The 20931-nt window shown below is 72.5% G+C and carries 19 protein-coding genes and 1 tRNA gene; 13 read left to right on the top strand and 7 right to left on the bottom strand.

What is annotated here, in order from left to right; genetic code table 11:
* Positions 1 to 22 precede the first annotated feature (22 nt).
* From ACIG47_RS14455 to ACIG47_RS14445, 3 genes are all read left to right on the top strand, one after another.
* Positions 23 to 355, top strand: a complete 333-nt coding sequence (locus ACIG47_RS14455) for a PadR family transcriptional regulator (protein WP_397414372.1) — start codon at positions 23 to 25, stop codon at positions 353 to 355.
* The gene (locus tag ACIG47_RS14450) at positions 352 to 1251 is read left to right on the top strand and encodes an HAAS signaling domain-containing protein (RefSeq protein ID WP_397431583.1); all 900 of its coding nucleotides are present in this window, start codon (positions 352 to 354) and stop codon (positions 1249 to 1251) included. The genes ACIG47_RS14455 and ACIG47_RS14450 overlap by 4 nt, the downstream gene beginning before the upstream one ends.
* Positions 1252 to 1366: 115 nt before the next feature.
* Positions 1367 to 2284 (top strand): macrolide 2'-phosphotransferase, encoded by a 918-nt coding sequence (locus ACIG47_RS14445; protein ID WP_397414366.1) that lies wholly within the window; start codon positions 1367 to 1369, stop codon positions 2282 to 2284.
* 192 nt (positions 2285 to 2476) lie between these two features.
* Here the strand turns inward: ACIG47_RS14445 and ACIG47_RS14440 are convergent, their stop codons facing one another.
* Positions 2477 to 3682, bottom strand: a complete 1206-nt coding sequence (locus ACIG47_RS14440; protein WP_397431581.1) for an HAD family hydrolase — start codon at positions 3680 to 3682, stop codon at positions 2477 to 2479.
* 202 nt (positions 3683 to 3884) lie between these two features.
* Between ACIG47_RS14440 and ACIG47_RS14435 the strand changes: the two genes are divergently transcribed.
* Positions 3885 to 5105: a helix-turn-helix domain-containing protein gene (locus ACIG47_RS14435; protein ID WP_397431580.1), complete on the top strand. Its 1221-nt coding sequence runs from the start codon at positions 3885 to 3887 to the stop codon at positions 5103 to 5105.
* 4 nt (positions 5106 to 5109) lie between these two features.
* Here ACIG47_RS14435 and ACIG47_RS14430 read toward each other — a convergent pair whose 3' ends face one another.
* The gene (locus ACIG47_RS14430; protein ID WP_397431578.1) at positions 5110 to 5379 is read right to left on the bottom strand and encodes a mycoredoxin; all 270 of its coding nucleotides are present in this window, start codon (positions 5377 to 5379) and stop codon (positions 5110 to 5112) included.
* A gap of 52 nt (positions 5380 to 5431) precedes the next feature.
* Here ACIG47_RS14430 and ACIG47_RS14425 point away from each other — a divergent pair, with 52 nt between their 5' ends.
* Together ACIG47_RS14425 and ACIG47_RS14420 are read left to right on the top strand one after the other, a co-directional pair.
* Complete coding sequence (locus tag ACIG47_RS14425) at positions 5432 to 7498, top strand: ATP-dependent helicase (protein ID WP_397431576.1); 2067 nt, start codon at positions 5432 to 5434, stop codon at positions 7496 to 7498.
* A 516-nt stretch (positions 7499 to 8014) separates the two neighbouring features.
* Complete coding sequence (locus ACIG47_RS14420; RefSeq protein ID WP_397414356.1) at positions 8015 to 8377, top strand: WhiB family transcriptional regulator; 363 nt, start codon at positions 8015 to 8017, stop codon at positions 8375 to 8377.
* Between the two features lie 4 nt (positions 8378 to 8381).
* On the opposite strand, the gene ACIG47_RS14415 is transcribed toward ACIG47_RS14420, so the two are convergent.
* Positions 8382 to 9422, bottom strand: coding sequence for a TOMM precursor leader peptide-binding protein (locus ACIG47_RS14415; protein WP_397431574.1), 1041 nt, complete (start codon positions 9420 to 9422; stop codon positions 8382 to 8384).
* Between the two features lie 152 nt (positions 9423 to 9574).
* Between ACIG47_RS14415 and ACIG47_RS14410 the strand changes: the two genes are divergently transcribed.
* Positions 9575 to 11134, top strand: a complete 1560-nt coding sequence (locus tag ACIG47_RS14410) for a zinc-dependent metalloprotease (protein ID WP_397431572.1) — start codon at positions 9575 to 9577, stop codon at positions 11132 to 11134.
* Positions 11135 to 11156: 22 nt separating this feature from the next.
* Here the strand turns inward: ACIG47_RS14410 and ACIG47_RS14405 are convergent, their stop codons facing one another.
* Complete coding sequence (locus tag ACIG47_RS14405) at positions 11157 to 11702, bottom strand: SprT-like domain-containing protein (protein ID WP_397414350.1); 546 nt, start codon at positions 11700 to 11702, stop codon at positions 11157 to 11159.
* A 185-nt stretch (positions 11703 to 11887) separates the two neighbouring features.
* Between ACIG47_RS14405 and ACIG47_RS14400 the strand changes: the two genes are divergently transcribed.
* Positions 11888 to 12988, top strand: coding sequence for a PDZ domain-containing protein (locus ACIG47_RS14400; RefSeq protein WP_397431790.1), 1101 nt, complete (start codon positions 11888 to 11890; stop codon positions 12986 to 12988).
* A 139-nt stretch (positions 12989 to 13127) separates the two neighbouring features.
* Entirely contained in the window at positions 13128 to 16151 is a 3024-nt protein-coding gene (locus tag ACIG47_RS14395) for a UPF0182 family protein (RefSeq protein WP_397414348.1), read from the top strand.
* A 62-nt stretch (positions 16152 to 16213) separates the two neighbouring features.
* On the opposite strand, the gene ACIG47_RS14390 is transcribed toward ACIG47_RS14395, so the two are convergent.
* The gene (locus tag ACIG47_RS14390) at positions 16214 to 17029 is read right to left on the bottom strand and encodes a nicotianamine synthase family protein (protein WP_397431571.1); all 816 of its coding nucleotides are present in this window, start codon (positions 17027 to 17029) and stop codon (positions 16214 to 16216) included.
* A 111-nt stretch (positions 17030 to 17140) separates the two neighbouring features.
* On the opposite strand from ACIG47_RS14390, the gene ACIG47_RS14385 reads away from it, so the two are divergent.
* The 3 genes from ACIG47_RS14385 to ACIG47_RS14375 all read left to right on the top strand — a co-directional run bounded on the left by ACIG47_RS14385 (position 17141) and on the right by ACIG47_RS14375 (position 18867).
* Positions 17141 to 17214, top strand: a tRNA-Met gene (locus ACIG47_RS14385).
* Between the two features lie 123 nt (positions 17215 to 17337).
* Positions 17338 to 17841 (top strand): MarR family winged helix-turn-helix transcriptional regulator, encoded by a 504-nt coding sequence (locus tag ACIG47_RS14380; protein ID WP_397431569.1) that lies wholly within the window; start codon positions 17338 to 17340, stop codon positions 17839 to 17841.
* Between the two features lie 111 nt (positions 17842 to 17952).
* Positions 17953 to 18867: a TIGR03619 family F420-dependent LLM class oxidoreductase gene (locus ACIG47_RS14375; RefSeq protein ID WP_397431567.1), complete on the top strand. Its 915-nt coding sequence runs from the start codon at positions 17953 to 17955 to the stop codon at positions 18865 to 18867.
* 105 nt (positions 18868 to 18972) lie between these two features.
* Here the strand turns inward: ACIG47_RS14375 and ACIG47_RS14370 are convergent, their stop codons facing one another.
* On the bottom strand, positions 18973 to 19833 hold the full coding sequence (locus ACIG47_RS14370; RefSeq protein WP_397431565.1) for an enoyl-CoA hydratase/isomerase family protein: 861 nt from the start codon (positions 19831 to 19833) through the stop codon (positions 18973 to 18975).
* Positions 19834 to 19956: 123 nt separating this feature from the next.
* Here ACIG47_RS14370 and ACIG47_RS14365 point away from each other — a divergent pair, with 123 nt between their 5' ends.
* Positions 19957 to 20313 carry a winged helix-turn-helix transcriptional regulator gene (locus ACIG47_RS14365; RefSeq protein ID WP_397431563.1) on the top strand — a complete coding sequence of 119 codons (357 nt, stop codon included), beginning with the start codon at positions 19957 to 19959 and terminating at the stop codon, positions 20311 to 20313.
* Here the strand turns inward: ACIG47_RS14365 and ACIG47_RS14360 are convergent.
* Entirely contained in the window at positions 20310 to 20888 is a 579-nt protein-coding gene (locus ACIG47_RS14360) for a TetR/AcrR family transcriptional regulator (RefSeq protein ID WP_397431562.1), read from the bottom strand. The two genes, ACIG47_RS14365 and ACIG47_RS14360, sit on opposite strands and share 4 nt — an antisense overlap.
* Between the last annotated feature and the right edge of the window lie 43 nt (positions 20889 to 20931).

The following is a 20931-nucleotide window of genomic DNA, read 5'->3' as shown; positions in this document are numbered from 1 at the left end:
ATGCAAGGTTACCGTGGGACCCATGACCGAGGAGCGCATCGCCACGAACCTCCGCAAGGGAGTGCTCGAGTACTGCGTGCTCGCGCTGCTCTCCCACGGCGAGAAGTACGGCCTCGAGCTGGCCGACGACCTCACCGGACGTGAGCTCATCGCGAGCGAGGGCAGCCTGTACCCGCTGCTCGCCCGCATGCGGGAGAACGGGCTCGTCGAGCCCCGGTGGGACGCGTCCGGCACCGGCCGGCCCCGCCGCTACTACGCCATCACCGAGCACGGCACCGAACAGCTCGCCACCTTCGCCCGCGTCTGGGCGTCGCTCGGCGCGCAGGTCGACGCACTTCTGGAGGGATCACGATGACGGAGAGGACCATGATGAACGCGAACACCGAAGGCGCCTACCTGCGTGACGTGGGCAGACGCCTGCGAGCGCTCACCCCGGAGCAGCGCGGTGCCGTGCTCGACGACGTCCGCGCGCACTTCGCGGACGCCGCGGACGCCGGCAGGTCTCCCGAGCAGGCGGTGGAGAGCCTCGGCGACCCGGCGACGTTCACCGCGCGCGTGCGGGCCGAGCTGGGTCACGACGACGGCCGGGCCGACCGGATCCGCCGTGTGCTGCAGTGGACGGCGGTGGGGACGGCGGCGTTCACCGGGATGTTCGTGTCGTTCCTGTGGCCCGACGACTCCCTCCCCGGCCTCGACGCCCGGTACGACGAGCACGGCTTCGGGATCGTGCTGTGGAACCTGCTCCCGGCGGTGGTGGCCGCGGTCCCCGTCGCCGTCCCCGCGCGTGCCCGCACCGTGGTCACCGCCGTGGTCGCCCTCGTGCTGACGGTCGTGACCGGTACCGCGCAGACGGTCTTCGTCCCCACTGCGATGCTCGCGTGGGCGGCCCTCGTCGTTCCGGTCCTCGCGCGCACGGGCCGGCCTGCCGTCGGCTGGCGCGTCGTCGGCGGCGCCCTCGCGGGTCTGCCGGCGCTCCTCACCCTGGGCGGTGTCGTCGCCGGGAGCTTCGACACCGATGTGTGGACCGTGCTGGCGCTGGTCGCGATGCTGGCCCTCGGCGTGCTGATCGCCCTCGGCAAGGTCTGGGCCGGCGCCGTGCTGGCCGCGCTCGGTGTGGTGGCGATGGTCTGGGCCACCCTGAGCCCGGGCCTCCTCTTCCTCGGTGTGTGGTGGGGCGGTGGCCTGTTCCTCGCTCTCGGCCTGAGCCATGTCCTCGCGCACTCCGCCGCGCGCCCCTCGGCTCGCGGGTAGCCGCACCGGACCCGGTCCGGATCCGCGGCGGATCCGGACCGGATCCGCCGCGGAGCCCGGGGACACGCCCCCGACCTGGTCCCTGGCACCGCGGGCGCTGCAATACGGTGTGCACGTGTCCCGCACGCCCCTCGCCCTCGCCGCCCTCTCGACCGCCGCCGTGCCCGGCCTCGACGCCCGGTCGGTCCGTGTCGGAGACCTCACGGGCGACTACGACGTCGCGGTCGTCACCGGTCAGGACGACCAGGAATGGGTGGTGCGCGCACCGCGCACCACCGTGGCCGGCGCCGCACTGGAGGCGGAGATCGAGCTGCTCGACGCGCTCCGGCTGTACATCGACACCGGGGTCCTGCCGTTCGTCGTGCCGCAGGTCGCGGGCTACGCGCTCCTGCCGGAGGGCGGCCGGGCGGTGGTGCACCGGCGGATCATCGGCAGCACCCTCGACGTCGAGTCGCTGGAGCCGGGCCCGGGGCTTGCCGCGGACCTGGGCCGGGCCATCGCCGCGATCCACGAGCTGCCGACGTCGGTCGTGGAGACGTGCGGGCTGCCCAGCTACACCGCCTCCGAGTACCGGGAACGCCGGCTGACCGAGGTCGACGAGGCGGCACGGACGGGCCGTGTCCCGCCCACGCTGCTGCGGCGCTGGGAGACGGCGCTGGAGGACGTGTCCCTCTGGAAGTTCCGGCCGGTCGTGTCGCACGGCGACCTCGCGCCGGACCAGCTCCTCGTGGACCGGCAGCGGGTCGTGGCCGTGTCGGGCTGGTCGGAGGCGCGTGTCGCGGACCCCGCGGACGACCTGGCCTGGCTCATCGCGGCCGCGCCGATCGAGGCGGTCGACTCGATCATGGAGGCGTACCAGCTGCGCCGCACGGAGCTGAGCGACCCCCGGCTCGCGGAGCGCGCGATGCTCGTGGGCGAGCTCGCGCTCGCGCGCTGGCTGCTGCACGGCGTGCGGCACCGGCTGCCCGAGGTGGTCGAGGACGCGACCTCGATGCTGGAGGACCTGGACGAGGCGACCCTCGACCAGGGCTGAACGGCGCGACCGGACGGGCACCCGGAGGAGCGCGGGGAAGCGCCGGGTACCGGTCCGGCCGGCCGGGTCGTGATCGGCCGGCTCGCGCCGGCCGGGGCCGTGGTCGGCCGGGAGCCGTCAGCAGCCGTCAGCAGCCGTCAGCAGCGGTCAGCACGGGGTCAGCAACTGGGTCAGCACGGGGTCGGCACAGCGTCAGCACGGCGTCAGCGGCAGCTCGAACGCCGCCGGGCCCCCGGCGGCACCGCCCGGGAGGACGCCGCGCCAGTACGCCCGCCGTCGTCCGGTGTCCCCGCGGGGGTAGGTGAGGCCCGCCTCGCGGGCCGCCCGTTCGACGTCGCGCATCGTGGACGCGCGGCCCGCCGGGACCGGCACCCGCCGGACCGGTCCGTCGGCCGGGTGCGCGTGCACCTCGCAGCCGGCGAGGTCCGGGCTCGCGCCGTGCCACACGCGCACGACGACGGCGGGGTCCGGCCCGCTGCCCGGCGGGACGTCGCCCGCGACGGTACGGACGGCCGCGGCGAGCTGTGCCGCCAGCGGCGACAGCCCCGGCCGGCGTGCCGCTGCCGGGACGAGCGAGTGCAGCACGGGGACGACGCCCTGCTCCTCGACGGTGCCGGCGATCTCGTCGGCCACGGCGTGGAGGCTGCCGGGGGCGTGGCCCATCGCCACGCCGCGCGCCGCCCAGACGAGCATGGGCAGGTCGTTGACCCCGTCGCCGACCGCCACGGTGCGCTCGGCGGCCACACCGAGGGCGTCGCGCACCCGGCCCAGGCCGAACGCCTTGTCGGTGCCGTGGGCGGTCACGTCGACCCAGTCGGCGCCCGCGGGCGTCACGGTCACGCCGGCCTCGCGCAGGTGCGTGACGTGGTCGGCGATCCGGTCGGCGTGGAGCACCACCCGCGCGCCGTGCTCGACGCGGAGCTGGCTGCCGGGGCTCAGGCTCTGCGGCCCGTTCAGCGCTCCCGGGGCGAACCGGCGGTTGACCCGCCAGCCGCGGCCGACCTCCTCGACGGCGACGAAGACGTCCGGGGCGAGTGCGACCGCCCGGCCGATCACGGGCCCGGTGGCGAACGTGCGCACCTCGACCACGTCGTAGCCCGACGGCGTCGCCGGGTCCAGCCGGACGGTCAGCGCGCCGTTCGAGCAGACCGCCCACCCGCGGGCCAGCCCGAGCCGGCGCGCGACGGACAGCATGCCCACGAGCGACCTGCCCGTCGCGAGCACCACGTGGTGCCCGCTCGCGCGGACCAGCTCCAGCGCGGCCACCGTCTCGGCCGGGATCCTGTCGTCCGGGCCGACCAGGGTCCCGTCGACGTCGAGCGCCACCAGGTGCGGCAGGACGCGGACGTCGTCCCGGCCCGGTGCCGGGACCGTCCTCGTGTCGCGCTCAGTTCCCATGCCCCTCGACCCTTCGCCCTGTGGTCCACCTCGCGGCACGACGGCTGCCGTGCGCCACGCACCAGCGTGACGATCGACGAATGCCCGAGTTGACACAGTTTGTGTCACATATTTTCTGAGGGCGGTATGGCCCTGTCGGACGCGCCCGACCTGGCCGTATGGTGTGATTTCGCCCGCTGTCCGGCTAGCAAGGGACGATGCGATGACCGACTACGACTCGATCGGCCCCCGGATCGCGCAGCAGCGCAAGGCGCGCGGCGTCACCCAGGTCGCCCTGGCGCACGACGCCGGGGTGAGCGTGTCGCTGCTGCGCAAGCTGGAGCAGGGCTCCCGGATCGCCTCCCAGCCGGTGGTCGCCGCGCTCGCCCGGGCGCTCCACGTCGACGTCACGACCCTCACCGGCCAGCCCTACGACCGCGAGGGGCCGGACCCCGACCGCATCCACTCCGCGATGCCCGACCTGCGCCGCGCGCTGGCGTACTGGGACCTGCCGACGGACCTGGGCGTGGCCCCGCGCGACCCGGCCGGGCTCGTGGACGACGCCGCCCGGATCGCCACCCTCTACCAACTCGACCGCAACTCCGAGGTCGCGCACCGCCTGCCGGCCCTGCTGACCGAGACGTTCGCCGCACTGCAGGACAGCGACGGGGAACGGCGCGACCTGCTGTGCGAGGCGTTGCTCGGCATGTTCTACGCCACCCACGCCGTCACCTACCAGTCCGGCTACGAGGACCTCTCCACCATCGTCGAGGACCGCATCGCCGGGATCGCGGCGGACCGGGGCGACCCGGTGGCGCAGGCGTTCGCGAGCTGGGTGCGCACCACGTCCCTGATGCGCCTGGGCGAGTACGACGTCGGCCTGCGCATCCTCGGGCAGGCGCTCGACGACGTCGACCCCGGACGGCGCGAGGACCCGGCGGCGCTGCGCGCGGTGGGGTCGCTCCACCTGCGGTCGGCCATCCTCGCCGCCCGGGCCAACCGGGCGGACGAGGCCGCGGCGCACGTCGCAGAGGCGGAGCGAGCCGCGGCGCACACCGGGCCGGACACCGACAACGACTGGCGCAACCTCGCCTTCGGGCGCACCAACGTGGCGATCCATGCGGTGGCGACCGCCGTCGAGTCGGGGGACGGCCCGCGTGCGCTCAAGCTCGCGGACGAGGTGCACTTCTCCGGCGACGTGCTGCGCCGGCTGCCGATCCGGGTCGGGCACCACCACATGGACGTCGCCCGGGCGCAGCTCTGGCAGGGACGGACCGACAGCGCGCTCGCGAGCCTGGAGAAGGCGCGGCGGCTCGCCCCGCAGCAGACACGCCGTCACCCCACCACGCGGGAGGTGACGCGGACGCTCGTGCGGTCGCACCGGCGCGCCAACGAGCCTCTCGCGCGGTTCTCGGCGTGGCTCGGCCGGGACGCGGACCGCTAGCGGCTCAGGCGGCCAGGGCCCGCCTCACGTCGACCAGCGACGGGTTCGTCGCGGCCGAACCGTCGGGGTACACCACCGTCGGGACGGTCTGGTTGCCGCCGTTGACCTGCTCCACGAAGGCGGCCGCCTCGGGGTGCTCCTCGATGTCCACGACGGTGTAGCCGATGCCCGCCGAGTCGAGCTGCGTGCGCAGCCGGCGGCAGTACCCGCACCAGGTGGTGGAGTACATCAGCACGGTGCCGCTCTCGGGAACCTGCGCGGTCAGCTCGGACATCGGTCCTCCTTGCCGGTGGGCATGTCAGTGGTTGCTGCGAGAATCGCAGACGATGCTCACCCAGACCAACTCCGCCGGTACCCCGAATCATCCGGGACCGCTGAGCCCCGACGCGATCCTCACCGCCCTCGACCCCGAGCAGCGCGAGGTGGCGCTCGCGCTCAACGGCCCGGTCGTCGTGCTTGCCGGTGCGGGCACCGGCAAGACGCGCGCCATCACGCACCGCATCGCGTACGGCGTCCGCATCGGCGCCTACAAGCCGACGGGCGTGCTCGCCGTGACCTTCACGGCGCGCGCCGCGGGGGAGATGCGCACGCGCCTGCGCGAGCTCGGCGTCCAGGGCGTGCAGGCCCGCACGTTCCACGCCGCGGCCCTGCGCCAGCTCAGCTACTTCTGGCCGCGCGTCGTGGGCGGCGCGCCCCCGCGCCTGCAGGAGTACAAGGCGCAGCTCGTCGCGGAGGCGGCACGCCGGCTCGGCCTCTCCGTGGACCGGGTGGCCGTGCGCGACCTGAGCAGCGAGGTCGAGTGGGCCAAGGTCTCGCTCGTGCTGGCCGACGACTACGAGAAGGCTGCCCGGGCGGCCGGCCGCGAGGCGCCGTCCGGCTACGACGCCCAGACGGTGTCCCGCCTGATCACCGCATACGAGGACGTCAAGACGGAACGCGGTGTCATCGACTTCGAGGACGTGCTCCTCATGCTCGGCGACATGCTGAACAGCCACAAGGCCGTGGCCGACGAGGTCCGCTCGCAGTACCGGCACTTCGTCGTGGACGAGTACCAGGACGTCTCGCCGCTCCAGCAGTTCGTGCTCGACCAGTGGCTCGGCGGGCGCTCGGAGCTGTGCGTGGTCGGCGACCCGTCGCAGACCATCTACTCCTTCACGGGTGCCACCCCGCGCCACCTCCTGGACTTCCGGCGCACCTACCCGCAGGCCCAGGAGATCCGCCTGGTCCGTGACTACCGCTCCACGCCCCAGGTGGTGCACCTGGCCAACTCCGTGCTCCAGCGCGCCGGCCGCGCGGGCGGTGCGCACCAGGCGCTGGAGCTCGTCGCACAGCGCAAGCCCGGCCCGCCGGTCACCTTCCACGCCTACGACGACGACGAGGCCGAGGCCAAGGGCATCGCCGCGCGCGCCGCGCGGCTCATCGGGTCGGGCCGTGTGCGTCCCAGCGAGATCGCCGTGCTGTACCGCACCAACGCCCAGTCGGAGGCCTTCGAGGCCGCGTTCGCCGACGCCGGCGTGGGCTACCTGGTGCGCGGCGGCGAGCGGTTCTTCCAGCGCAAGGAGGTGCGCGACGCGATCGTGCTGCTGCGCGGCGCGGCGCGGGCCGCCGATCCCGAGCTGCCCATGCCGGACCAGGTGCGCGACATCCTGGCGACCGCCGGGTGGGCCGACCAGGCCCCTGCCGCGCGCGGCGCCGCCCGTGAGCGCTGGGACGCCATGCAGGCGCTCGTCGCGCTCGCGGACGACCTGGCCGCCGCCGCGACCCCCGAGAACCCCGCGACGGTCGCCGGCCTCGTGGCCGAGCTCGACGAGCGCGCCTCCGCCCAGCACGCGCCCACGGTCGAGGGCGTCACCCTCGCCTCGCTGCACGCGGCCAAGGGCCTGGAGTGGGACGCGGTCTTCCTCGCGGGCATGAGCGAGGGCCTCATGCCCATCTCGCTCGCGGAGACCGACGCCGCCGTCCACGAGGAGCGCCGTCTGCTGTACGTGGGCATCACGCGGGCCCGCGAGCACCTCGAGGTCTCCTTCGCCCGCTCGCGGAACCCGGGTGGGCGCCCCACGCGGAAGCGCACGCGGTTCCTCGACGGGCTGTGGCCGGACGAGCCGCGCGCGGCGCGGTCCCGTGCCACGGCCAGGACCCAGCCCCGCGCGCTGCTGACCGGTGAGCACGACACCGCGCTCTTCGACGCCCTGCGCGACTGGCGGCTGGAGGTGGCGCGCGAGATCGACAAGCCCGCCTACACCGTGCTGACGGACGCCACGCTGGCGGCCATCGCCGAGATCCGACCTTCGGGCACGGCCGAACTCGCTCGCGTGAACGGCATCGGTCCGGCGAAGATCGACCGGTACGGCGCCGCGATCCTTGCGATCGTGGCCGGTGCGACGGGTTCCTGACGGTACTCTGAGGGGTCTTTCGTGGTGCGTCCGGCGACCCGCGAAAAACTTCTCGAGAAAAGTTCGAAAAAGAGTTGGCCCGCCACGGCGGCCCGGCATAGTGTTCAGATGTCCCTGACAGCAGTGGGCGAGACCGAGAGGTCTGGCCCGGATTCGAGTGAGGAGGTGGGTGTCTTGGAGATGAACATGATTCCGCAGACGGATCTGCACGTGTGCGGGTATGTGCTCGGTAGCGAGCCTGCCCCGGTCAACGGCGCAGCTCTGTCCTTCCGCGCGCGCACTCACCGCGGAGGCGTCAAGCCGTCCGCGCTCGCACCCGACTCCGCATCTCCAGGAGACTCGCCGGTCTAGACGACCGAAGAGATCCAGGCCGCGGAGTCCATCTGGGACCCGCGGCCTTAGTTTTTGCCCGGAGACCGGCCCACCAGCGGCCGGACCGGCAAAGACCTAGCCCGGGGTCCTGTACCACCCGACGTTCACCGACGACGTTCATCACACAGGACACAGGAGACAACCGTGCGCCTCACTGCGCTCCTCGACACTCTTCCCCAGGGCGGCTCGGGCCCCTGGGACCCGCCTCAACACCCCGCCACGAGCGGGACCGGTTCGGACTCGGCGGAGTTCAACCGGCTCATGGACACACTGCTGCCGTGCCGTACCAACGACCCGGAGCTGTGGTTCGCCGAGCACAGCGCGCAGGTGGAGCAGGCCAAGGCTCTCTGCCGCACCTGCCCCCTCATCGAGGGCTGCCTCGCCGGCGCCCTCGAGCGGAACGAGCCCTGGGGCGTCTGGGGCGGCGAGGTCTTCGTCGACGGCGTCGTCGTGGCCCGCAAGCGTGGCCGTGGCCGGCCCCGCAAGTCGGAGAACGTCGCCGCCTGATCCTTCAGGAGGGAAGGACCACGCACCCGCAGCGCGGGTGCGGGTCCACCTGGTGAGCTCGGGGTAGTCCTGCCGGGAGAGAGATCTCCAGGCACGCACCGACGGCCGCCGGCCGGTGCCCGTCCAGCTGGGCGAGCACCTGGCCGGCGGCCGTCGCCGATGCCAGGGCAGCGAGCGTTGCCTCGTGCGTCGGCTCCGTGGTCTCACGGAGCTGGGCGGCCAGTGCCGGCCACTCCCGGTCGGCGTCGGCGCGTGCGAGGTCCACGCACGCCACGCACGCCGACCGGCCCGGCCGGACGAGCGGACCGACCACGACGTCGGCCTCCCGCACCACCACGGGCAGGTGCGGCACCCCGAGACCCAGCAGCCGCTGGTAGCGCGCCGGGTGCGCGGCGTGCGGCTCGACCACCACCACGAGGTCCAGCTCCGTGAGGTCGAGCCCGCCGTCGTCCACGTGTGCCCGGGTGCGCGGGGAGCGCCGGGCCAGGAGCGAGCGGACGGCGTCGTGCCGGACCTGGCCGACGTCGGCCGGCCGCAGCCCGCCCAGCCCGAGGTCGGTGACCTGCACCGGCAGCGGGTCGTGCAGCACCAGGCAGCCTGTCCCCGCCGTCGCGAGGTGCTGCGCCACGCTGGTGCCCAGCCGGCCCAGGCCCATCAGGCCGACCGTCCGCCGGGCCCGGTCCGCGAGCGTGGCCAGGCCCGCGCCGTCCGGCCGCAGCATGCCGAGCACCGTCGCGTCCGCCGCCCCGTCGGCGGGCGCCGTCACCGCGCCCACCGTCCCCGCGACGGGGACCAGCACGCCCGCGCGGACCAGGACGGACACGATCTCGTCCCGCCGCTCGACCGGCACACCGCAGCGCGCGGCCGCCTGCTCGAGCGTGACGTGCCGCCGTTCGGCGACCTCGCCGAGCCACGTCTCCTCGGCCGGGGTGAGCCCCGACAGGACGAACGACCAGCGCGGGTCGGAACCGCACTGGACCTGCCCGCCGCCACGGCTGAGCACGGGCGTGCCGGGCCGCAGCCGGAGCAGGGGAGCGCGGTTCATGCCGACAACCATGCCCGACGGCGGAACCCGCTCCGGACCGCCGTCCACAGGTCCAGAGGTATCTTCAGCGCGTCAGGTGGCCCAGGAGTTCCCGAGTGCGCCCAGAGCCGAAAGCACGGCGCACCACTTGCCCGCCCGGTTACGGTGACCTTATGAGCGACCAGCACCAGCCCGGCGATTCCCCCCAGTCGTGGGAGGAGATGCTGCGCTCCATGCTCGGCGACGGCGCAGACGAAGTGATGGCCGAGATGCGGGAGCGGGGCATCGATCCGACCGCCCTCGGTGGCCCGCCCGACCCCGTGATGATGCAGTACGCGCTCGCCCAGGTGCAGAAGATGCTCTCCGCGGAGGGCACCGGACCTGTCAACGCGGACGTCGCGCACGACGTCGCGCGGCAGGTGGCCGTCAGCGAGGGCGACCCGTCGCTGACGGGCAAGCAGGCCAAGGACGCGACCGACGCCCTCGCGGTCGCCGAGCTCTGGCTCGACGCCGTCACCGACCTGCCGCCCGCGGGCGGCACCCGGCGCGCGTGGAACCGGTCCGAGTGGGTCGAGGCCACGCTCCCGGTGTGGAACGAGCTCGCGGCGCCCGTGGCCTCGTCGGTCTCGGAGGCGCTGGCCACGGTGCTGCGCGACCAGCTCCCGGAGGGGGTCGACGACGGCGAGGCGGTGCCGGGCATGCCCGCCGGCGTGCTGCACGGTCTGGGGGGATCGATCGACCCCACCCAGATGATGCGCCGGCTGGGCTCCGCGGTGTTCGGCATGCAGGTCGGCCAGGCCGCCGGCACTCTGTCGCGCGAGGTCTTCGGCGCCACCGACGTCGGCCTGCCGCTGCTCGACAGCCCCGACACCGTGCTGCTGCCCACGAACGTGGCGGCGTTCGCCGACGGCCTGGACGCCCCGCTGGAGGAGGTCCGGCAGTTCCTGGCGGTCCGCGAGGCGGCGCACGCGCGGCTGTTCACGCACGTCCCGTGGCTGCGTTCGCACCTGCTGTCCATCGTGGAGCGGTACGCGCGCGGCATCACCATCGACCTCGACGCGCTCGAGGCGCAGGTGCGCGACATCGACCTCGCCGACTCCGACGCGCTGCGCAGCGCGCTGTCGGGGGGCGTCTTCGGCCTGCAGAACACGGACGAGCAGAAGGCCGTGCTGCTCAACCTGGAGACCACGCTCGCGCTGGTGGAGGGCTGGGTGGACGAGGTGACGGCCGTCGCCACGCTGCCGCACCTGCCGCACGCCGTGCCGCTGCGCGAGATGATCCGTCGTCGTCGCGCGGCCGGGGGCCCGGCCGAGCAGACGTTCTCCACCCTCGTGGGCCTGGAGCTGCGGCCGCGCCGGTCGCGCGACGCCGCGACGCTGTTCTCGATCGTGGCCCGGGCGCAGGGCAGCGCGGGCCGTGACGCGGTCTGGGACCACCCCGACCTGCTGCCCGGCACCCAGGACCTGGACGACCCGTCGGGTTACCTGGTGCGCCGCGAGGCGGCCGAGAACGAGCACGCGGACGTCGACGCGGCGCTGCGGGAGATCTTCGGCGACGAGGAGGCGGCCGAGCCCCGCCCGGCCGGCGATGCCCGCCCTGCCGACGACCAGAGGGCCAGTGACGACCGCCCTGCCGACGACCAGGGGGCCGGCGACCAGGGGGCCCGCGACGACCAGGCGGACGACGGCCCGGCCGACGAACCGCGGGACGACGCGGACGGCGAGACCAGGTAGTCCCGCCCGGCCCGTCCGGCGTTCAGGCGTCGTCGCCGTCGTCGCTGGTGGGTAGCCCCGGTTCGTCCTGTGCGTGCGAGGCGCCCTCCAGGAACCCGCGCGCCCGGTCGGTCCGGGGGTAGACCTCCAGGATCTTCCAGAACTCCGGGCCGTGGCCGGCGTGCAGCAGGTGCGCCAGCTCGTGCAGCAGCACGTAGTCGAGCACCCACGACGGCATGCCCTGCACGCGGGTGGAGATGCGGATCGAGCCGTCCAGCAGCGTGCACGACCCCCAGCGCCGGCCCTGGTTCGCCGACCACCGCACGCTGGACGGCCGCGCCCGGCCGTCGAGGTACTTGGTCGACAGCTCGCAGGCCCGGTCCATGAGCTCCTGGTCGGACGGGCGGCGGCGCCGCTCCTTGTCCTCCAGCCGAGCCACCATCTTGGCCACCCACTCCCGTTCCTGCGCCCGAGAGAAGCGCGCGGGAATCGCGACGATGGTCCGTCCACCGTCGCGATATGCGCTCACCGTGGCGGTGCGACGGCGGCTCCGGCGCACCTCCACGGACGTCAGGGCGTCGTGGGCCACGGAACGACCGTAGCGTGTTATCGGCGTCCCGTGGGGTATAACACACCGTTCAAGTGGAAATTCTTTGCCCGGAGGCGTAGTGGTGGCGTCATGGGAACAGGTGCCGGGGGCCGCCGTCGGGCCGGGTTCGCGCCCTGGTTCATGGAACCCTCAGCCAAGTGCGGAATGATGGGGCGGTGACCGACATGCGTGACCGCCAGCCCACCCCGCAGCCCGAGCCGGCACCGTTCGAGGACCTGCCGCCCGAGGTCGCGCCGGTCACCCGTCGCACCGTCACGCTGGGTGTGTCCCTGCTGGCCACCGCGGTCCTGGCCGCGGTGGCGCTCGTGCTGCCCACGCCGTACGCGATGCGGTCGCCCGGCCCCACGGAGGACACGCTCGCCAAGGGCCTGATCGAGATCGAGGGCGCGCGCACCTACGAGTCGTCGGGGGAGCTGCTCCTGACGACCGTGTCCGTGCTGGGCGGTCCGGGCTACCCGGTGATGTCCGGGCAGGTGATCCAGGGCTGGCTCGACCCGCGGCGCTCGGTGCTGCCCGTGGAGGCGATCTTCCCCGAGGCGACCACCAAGGAGGAGCAGCGGGAGGTCAGCCAGGCGGAGATGGTCTCGTCGCAGGAGTCCGCGACGGCGGCGGCCCTGACCGAGCTGGGCTACGACGTGCCCGCGGTGCTCGACGTCGCGGGCACGGAGGAGGGCTCGGGGGCCGCGGGCAAGCTCCAGGAGGGCGACGTCATCACCCGGTTCCAGGGCGAGCCCGTCGGCACCTACGCGGACCTCATCACCGGGCTCGCCGAGACGGAGGCCGGCAGCACGGTCACGCTCGGCGTGCGGCGCGGCGAGCGCACCATGGACGTCGACGTCACGACCTCGGGCAACGGCCAGCGTGCCGTGCTCGGCGTCTACATCGACCCGCGGTACGACTTCCCCGTCGACGTCTCGATCCAGATCGAGGACATCGGCGGCCCGAGCGCCGGCACGATGTTCGCGCTCGGCATCATCGACCGGCTGACGGCCGAGGACGAGGCGAACGGACACATCATCGCGGGCACCGGCACGATGAGTCCCGAGGGCACCGTGGGGCCGATCGGCGGCATCGAGCAGAAGCTGTACGGCGCCGTGCGGGACAAGGCCGACTGGTTCCTCGCCCCCGCGGACAACTGCGACCAGGTGGTCGGCAACGTGCCCGACGGGCTGCACGTGGTCAAGGTCTCGACGCTGGCCGAGGCACGCGACGCCGTCGAGCAGATCGGGCGCGGTCACGGCGCCGACCTGCCGACGTGCCCCTGACGCCGGCGCGTATGCCGACCTGTTGACCGTGTGTTGTACATCTGGAGGATGTGGGAACCTTGTGCTGGGAACCTTGAGCACCGCCCGGCCGTTCCACCTGGGTACGGCCCAACCATTGATGACGTGAGGTAACGCAGTCGTGTCCTTCGCCGCAGCACCGCGCCGCCCATCTGGCGGCGGCGCCCCTCGAGCCCGACGACGCAGTCCGCTGGGGGTGGCGGTCGTCGCGGTCGCGGTCCTGATCGCGGCCCTGCTCCTCCTGGCCCAGTTCTGGACCGAGGTGATGTGGTTCACGCAGCTCGGGTTCTCCTCGGTGATCTGGACCGAGTGGGGCATGCGCGCGGCGCTGTTCGCCGCGGGCTTCCTGATCATGGGCGGGGCGGTGTTCTGGTCGTTCACCGCGGCGTACCGGTCCCGGCCGATCTACGCCCCGAGCACGCCCGAGCAGGCGACGCTCGACCAGTACCGCGAGGCCGTCGAGCCGCTGCGCCGGGTCGTGATGATCGCCGCGCCGGTCCTGGTCGGCTTCTTCGCGGGCGTCGCGGCGTCGGCGCAGTGGCGCACCGTGCTCCTCGCGTTCAACGGTGAGCCCTTCGGCGAGAACGACCCGCAGTTCGGCATGGACCTCGGGTTCTTCGTCTTCATGCTGCCCGCGCTGCGGTTCACGGTCGGGTTCCTCATCTCGGTGGTGGTCATCGCGGGCATCGCCGGCGTGATCACGCACTACCTGTACGGCGGCCTGCGGGTGGGCCCGGCGGCGGCCGGCGGCCCCCGCACCACCACCGCGGCGCGCGTGCACCTGGCCGTCGTCGGTGCGGTGCTCCTGCTCCTGATCGCCGCCAACTACTGGCTCGACCGGTACTCGATCCTGACCAACGCGGGCGACCGGTTCGACGGCGCCTCGTACTCCGACGTGCACGCGGTGATCCCCGCCAAGGGCATCCTCACCGTCGTCGCCATCTTCGTGGCCGCGCTGTTCGTCGTCACGGCGTTCCGTGGTGACTGGCGCCTGCCGGCGATCGGTGTCGGGCTCATGGTGGTGTCCGCCATCGCGATCGGCGGCATCTACCCCGCCGTCGTGCAGCGGTTCCAGGTGAACCCGAACGCGCAGGAGCTGGAGAGCGAGTACATCCAGCGCAACATCGACGCGACGCTCTCGGCGTTCGGCATCGAGGACATCGAGAAGGAACAGTACGACGCGACGACCCAGGCGGAGGAGGGCGCCCTGCGCGCCGACGCCGACACCGCCGCGTCGATCCGCCTGCTCGACCCGCAGATCGTGTCGCCGTCGTTCCGCCAGCTCCAACAGAACAAGCAGTACTACAACTTCAACGACTCCCTGTCGGTCGACAAGTACGAGATCGACGGCGAGTCGCGGGACACCGTGATCGCGGTGCGCGAGCTGAACCTCGACGGGCTGGGCCAGGACCAGCGCAACTGGGTCAACGACCACACCGTGTACACGCACGGTTACGGCGTGGTGGCCGCGTACGGCAACCAGCCGGGACCGGACGGCCGCCCGGCGTTCTTCGAGGGCGGCATCCCGTCGCAGGGCGCGATCAGCGACATGGAGGGCGAGTACGAGCCGCGCATCTACTTCAGCCCGAGCACCCAGACGTACTCGATCGTCGGCGCCCCGGAGGGCACCGAGCCGTGGGAGCTCGACTACCAGGCGGACGACGCGGACGACGGCGGCCAGGTCAACACGACCTTCACCGGCGACGCCGGACCGGACGTCGGCTCGTTCGGCAGCAAGCTGCTGTACGCGCTGAAGTTCGGCGAGGAGCAGATCCTGTTCTCGGACCGCGTGACGAGTGAGTCGCAGATCCTCTACGACCGTGACCCGCAGCAGCGCGTCAGCAAGGTCGCGCCGTGGCTCACCCTCGACAACCGGGTGTACCCGGCAGTCGTGGACGGCCGCGTGAAGTGGATCGTCGACGCGTACACCACCAGCGACGCCGTCCCGTACTCGACGTCCACGCCGCTGGACGAGGCCGTCGCGGACACCCTCACGCAGCAGCAGGGCGGCGCCGTCGTGCTGCCCGAGGAGGTCAACTACATCCGCAACTCGGTGAAGGCGACCGTCGACGCCTACGACGGCTCGGTCGACCTCTACGCGTGGGACGACCAGGACCCGATCCTCAAGGCCTGGACCAACATCTTCCCGGCGTCGGTCAAGCCGATGGACGAGATCTCCGGCGACCTGATGAGCCACCTGCGGTACCCGGAGGACCTGTTCAAGGTGCAGCGCACGCTGCTCAGCCAGTACCACGTGACGGACTCGGCCGAGTTCTTCTCGGGTCAGGACTTCTGGAACAACCCGACCGACCCGACGTCGGAGACCACCCCCGCGCCGCTGCAGCCGCCGTACTACCTGACGCTGCAGATGCCGGGCCAGGACGAGTCCACGTTCTCGCTGACCTCGACCTTCATCCCGGGCGGTAACACCGACCGTGAGGTGCTCACCGGGTTCCTCGCGGTGGATGCCGACGCCGGGAACGAGGCGGGCACCAAGTCCGAGGACTACGGCAAGCTACGCCTGCTCGAGCTACCCCGGGACACGACCGTGCCCGGCCCTGGCCAGGTGCAGAACAACTTCGACTCGAACCCGACGATCTCCGAGCAGCTGAACATCTTGCAGATCGGTGCGTCCACGGTGCGGCGCGGCAACCAGCTCACACTGCCGGTCGGTGGCGGCCTGCTGTACGTGCAGCCCGTCTACATCCAGTCGACCGGTGGCACGCAGTTCCCGCTGCTGCGCAAGGTGCTGGTGTCCTTCGGTGACGACATCGGCTTCGCCGACACGCTCGACGAGGCGCTGGACCAGGTGTTCGGCGGCGACTCGGGTGCGCAGGCCGGGGACGCCGGCACAGCCGAGGACGAGGCACCGGTCGCGCCGCCGGACGGCGAGACGGGTACCGACCCGACGACGGAACCCTCGACGGAGCCGTCCACGGAGCCCACCGACGGCGCCACCGAGGAGCCTGGCACCGCGCCCACCGGTGACCTGGACGCCGCCCTGCAGGAGGCTGCCGACGCCCTGGCGGACTCGGACGCCGCGCAGCGTGCCGGTGACTGGGCCGCGTACGGCGAGGCGCAGGACCGCCTGCAGAAGGCCCTGGAGGACGCGATAGCCGCCGAGGAGGCCCAGCAGCAGGGCTGATCCTTCGCAGCACAACCTGTCAGACCTGCAGGTCACTCCGGTGACCTGCAGGTCTGACTGCTTTACGGGAGCCGCCGGGCCACCACCACGGAGTTGATGACGTCGTCGGTGGGGTGCACGACCTCCAGCACCTCGAAGCCCGGCATCGCTCCGACGTCCACCGGCGGGTACAGGAGGGTGCGCAGCCCGCGCGCGCTGCGCGCCAGGAGCAGGGCACCGGGCCGCATGGCGCCCGCCATCCGCCGCAGGATCCCGGCCTTGGCCGACGGCGTCTCACCGACCAGCGCCGCGAGCACCACGGCGTCGTAGCCGGTGAGGTCGGCGTCGGCAGCGTCGGCCTGCTCGAACCGGACGCCCGGCGGGCCCACCCGGTCGCCGACCTGCCGGGCCAGGACGACCGCGGCGAGGTCCCGGTCCAGGCCGACGACAGGGCAACCGAGTGCGCCGGCGTACCCGAGGGTGCTGAGGGGGAGAGGGCCGCAGCCGACGACGGCCACGGTCGCCGGGGTGCCGCCCGAGCTCGTGAGCAGCCCGACCTCGAGGGCGGTGAGCCGCTGGTAGTTGTCGAGGTAGGGGAACGACGTCAAGGTGCTTCCGGGATCCGGCGCGGCGACGATGCGTTCCGCCCACGCGTGCTCCAGGGCGGTCTCACCGCGTGCGGACAGGTCGCGGACGGCGGCTCTGCGACGGCTGATCTCCTCGTGCGCCAGGATGTCGCGGGCCTGGCCCTCGGGCGCGGCGAGCACCGTGTGCACGAGGTCGCTGAACAGGGCGTCCGTGCGCGGGTCCGGTCGCAGGTGCGGGAGGGCGGCGAGCTGGTCCGTGAGGTGGGCGATGTGGTCGGCGGTCTGGGTGGTGTCGCTCAGCTCCGTCGTCATGGGGTCGATCGTTCCACGACCGGAACGGTTCGATCGCCTGTGACCTGCGTCTCGACGACCCGGCCCGGTTTGCATACCGGCGCTCGGGGTGCGTAGAGTAGGGATCACCGACGCGGGGTGGAGCAGCTCGGTAGCTCGCTGGGCTCATAACCCAGAGGTCGCAGGTTCAAATCCTGCCCCCGCTACACATGAGATGCCGCAAGGCATCGAGGACAGCCGGACCTACGGGATCGTAGGTCCGGCTGTTTTTTGCTGCGGCGGGTCGACGCCGCCCGCTCGGCAGGTGACCAGCAGGTAGCCTGTGAGCCGTGGTCGGCCCGAACGAAGTGCAGTGGCTCTCGCCTGACGAGAACGACGCCTGGATGTCCCTGTGCTGGTTGATGACCAAGCTTCCGGGGGCGATCGACGCGCAGCTGCAGCGCGACAGCGGCATCACCTTCTTCGAGTACGTCGTCCTTGCCTCCCTGTCCATGTCGCCGGGGCGGCGCATGACGATGACGGCCCTCGCGGAGTTCGCCAACGGGTCCCTGTCCAGGCTGTCCAACGTGGCCAAGCGTCTCGAGCAGCGCGGCTTGCTCGTCCGTGAGCCTGCTCCGGAGAACGGCCGCATCACCGAGGCGATGCTCACGGAGGCCGGGATGGCCGTGGTGGAGCAGGCTGCCCCCGGTCATGTCGAGAACGTGCGCCGGTGCGTGTTCGACGCCCTCGGCGCGGACCAGGTGACCCAGCTGCGCGACATCGGCCGTCAGGTCGCCGCTCAGGTGGAGCCCGGGCGCTCCTGGCCGCCCGGTGCCGAGAGCGCCGCGCTCTAGCCGTCGAGGTCGTCCGGTCGGCGCACGGGTGCATCGCGACACTTCATGCTTGACTTCAAGTTTGAAGTGAACCTACGATCGACGCCTCTCCGGCAGAAAGAGGAAGACCTCGTGAAGCTAGGAATCATGCTGCCCGTCTCGGGGCCGTACGCGTCGCCCGCCACCATCACCGTCATGGCGCAGGCCGCCGAGCGCCTGGGATGGGACTCGCTCTGGACCTACGAACGTCTGCTGCGCCCGATGGCGCCGATCTGGCCGGGCCCCGACGGCACGCTCGAGCGGGCGCCCGAGGTCTATCACACCACCTACGAGCCCCTGCAGACCCTGAGCCACGTCGCCGCGCTCACCAGCCGCATCACCCTGGGGACCAGCATCCTCAGCGCGCTGCTGCACACGCCGGTGGTGCTGGCCCGCCGCCTGGCGACGCTCGACCAGTTCAGCGGAGGCCGCGTCATCGCCGGGTTCGGGCAGGGCTCGATCCCCCAGGAGTTCGCGACGGCCAACGTGCCCTGGAAGCGTCGCGGGTCCGGTCTCGACGACATGGTGGCGGCCGTCCGCGCCGTCTGGGGCCCCGACCCGGTCGAGTACGACGGCCGCTTCTACTCGATCGAGGCCTCGGAGATCAATCCCAAGCCGGTGCGCGGCAGCATCCCCATCATCATCGGAGCCTTCACCGACGCCGGGATCGATCGCGCGGCCCGTATCGCGGACGGCATCACGCCCGTGGCCTTGTCCCTGGACGCCGTGGCGGCGCAGGCCGCCAGGTTCCGGCAGGGTGCGGAGCGGCTCGACCGGGACACGTCCGCCCTCATGGTGATCGCCCAGTCGAACACCCCGATGACTGCTGCACCGATGGGCGGGGACCGCCCCTTCCTCGGTGGTGCGCCGAAGCAGCTCGCCGAGGACATCGAGAAGCTCCGGGGTCGAGGGGTCGACGGCGTCACGTTCGCCTTCCCGTCGTCGGAGCCGGTGAACGTCCAGATCGAGATGCTCGACGAGCTGCGCACGCTCGTCCCGACGCACTAGGCGCCTCCGCGCGACGGTGCAGCGCCCTGCGCGAACGGGCCACCGCGACCATGCGTCGCTGACGCCGGTCGACGGTGGCCCGTGGTCAGGTCGGACGAACCCGGCTCAGAGGGAGTTGACGATCCGCTCGTGGTCGAGCTCGCCCGCACGGGTCTGGATGCCCGCGGCGAGCAGCGCGTGAGCCCGCTGTGTGACCTCGGGCCCGATCGTCGCCGTCAGCCCGTCGTTCTCGACCGCGTACGCCGCGCGCGGGATCTCCCCGGCCACCGTGTTCACGGCGGCCTTGACGGCGGAGACGACCTCTGGCCGCAGTCGCGCGATCCGTACCGCGAGGTCGCTGACGAAGGGGTCCAGCTCCGCAGCGGGCAGAGCGCGGTTCACCAGGCCGTAGCGCTCCGCCAGCTCGGCACCGACGAGCTCACCGCCCAGGATCAGCTCGAGAGCACGGGCGCGCCCGGTCAGGCGGGTCATGTGCACGGTTCCACCGCCCCCGGGAAGGATGCCCATGATGGCCTCGGTCTGGGACTGACCCGATCTGCCGATCGCGGCGAACCGCATGTCGAGGGACATGAGGAACTCGTTGCCGGCTCCTCGTGCGAAGCCGGACAGCTTGCCGATGGTGACCTGGGGCAGGCTGCGCACCTCTTCGCTCAGGACCTGCAGGATGTTCATGCCGTCCGGGACGGGTACGCCCGGCGCTGCGGCGATCGCGGCGCGGGTCGCGGCCGGCAGGGCCTCCGGGTCGGTGAGGTAGCCCATGTCTCCGTGGGCGCTGAAGAACTCGGGGTCGGCGCTGTCGAACACGATGACGCGGATGCTCTCGTCGCTCCGGGCCCGGTGCACGAACCCGCGCAGCGACGGCAGCAGGGTGCCGTCCATCAGGTTGAGCGGGGGGTGGTCCAGCGTCACGGTCGCGAGACCGTCCGAGATCGCGATCCGCAGGCCGGACAGGTCGTCGTAGTTCATGAGGGCTCCCTGGGGTGATGTGAGGTGGTGCGCCGGCGGGCCACGGCGCCAGACGCCGCGGCCCGCATGATTCGTCACCCTAGGAACCCACCAGGTTCCCGATCGGGAACCTACGCTTGTGCTATGTCAGGGTTGGCTGTCGACATGTTCGACGAAATCTGCCCGTCGCCGATGCAGCCGCTTCGGATGAAGGACAAGTGGGCGCCGATGGTGCTGCGCTGTCTGCAGGACGGTCCGCACCGGTTCTCCGAGCTGCGTGTCCCGCTGTACCGCACCACCGCCAAGGAGCTCACCCGGTCGCTGCGCAACCTGGAGCGCGACGGGTTCGTGAGCCGGGCGTCCACGGGACGTGCGGTGACCTACGAGCTCACCTCTCTCGGCCGTGGCCTGCTCGACCTGCTCTCCACGGTCTACGCGTGGAGCGACGAGCACGGGCAGGAGCTCCTCGACGCCTACGACCCGGACGGTGACGCCGGCTAGCCGGCGCCGCGCGGTGTGGTGGCGGCCAGCGCCCGGTCGACGAGGTCGTCGAGCACGGCGGTGGTCGCGGGCCTGCCCTCGAACGTGACCAGAACGAGGACCGCACCCGTCAGGAGCGCGAGCGTGGGCTCGACGTCACGTCGTGCGACGTGGGCCGTCAGGACCGCGCGCATCCCGCTGGTCCCCGTGTCGTACAGGCGTGTGCGCAGGCCCCGGACCACCTCGTTGCCGTGCGCCCGCTCGACGACACCCCCCAGGAGCCGGTCGAGGTGGCCGCGGGTGAGGTCGTCGGCGAAGTCCGCGAGTGCGGCACGGAGGTCGGCCCGTAGGTCGCCGGTGGCCGCCGGGTGGTCCGCGACGTCGCAGATCTGCTCGATCGAGGCACGGATCAGGTCGAGCCGCGTGGGCCAGTGGGCGTAGACCGTGGCCTTGGAGTAGCCGGCGCGGCGCGCCACCTCGGCGTGCGTGACCGCGTCCCACCCTTCCTCCAGCAGCAACGTGCTGGTCGCGCCGACGACGTCACGCCGGGTCCGCGCGACGCGAGGGTCCAGCACTTCTGCGGGTTCGCTCGGCATGGCCCCGATCCTACGAGTTGCTGAACTCCGTTGACACTGTTGA

It is taken from the genome of Promicromonospora sp. NPDC052451 (genome assembly GCF_044547525.1).
Taxonomy (GTDB): Bacteria; Actinomycetota; Actinomycetes; order Actinomycetales; family Cellulomonadaceae; genus Promicromonospora.
Note: the sequence above shows the minus strand (reverse complement) of the source record. Positions and strands in the feature narration are given on the sequence as shown.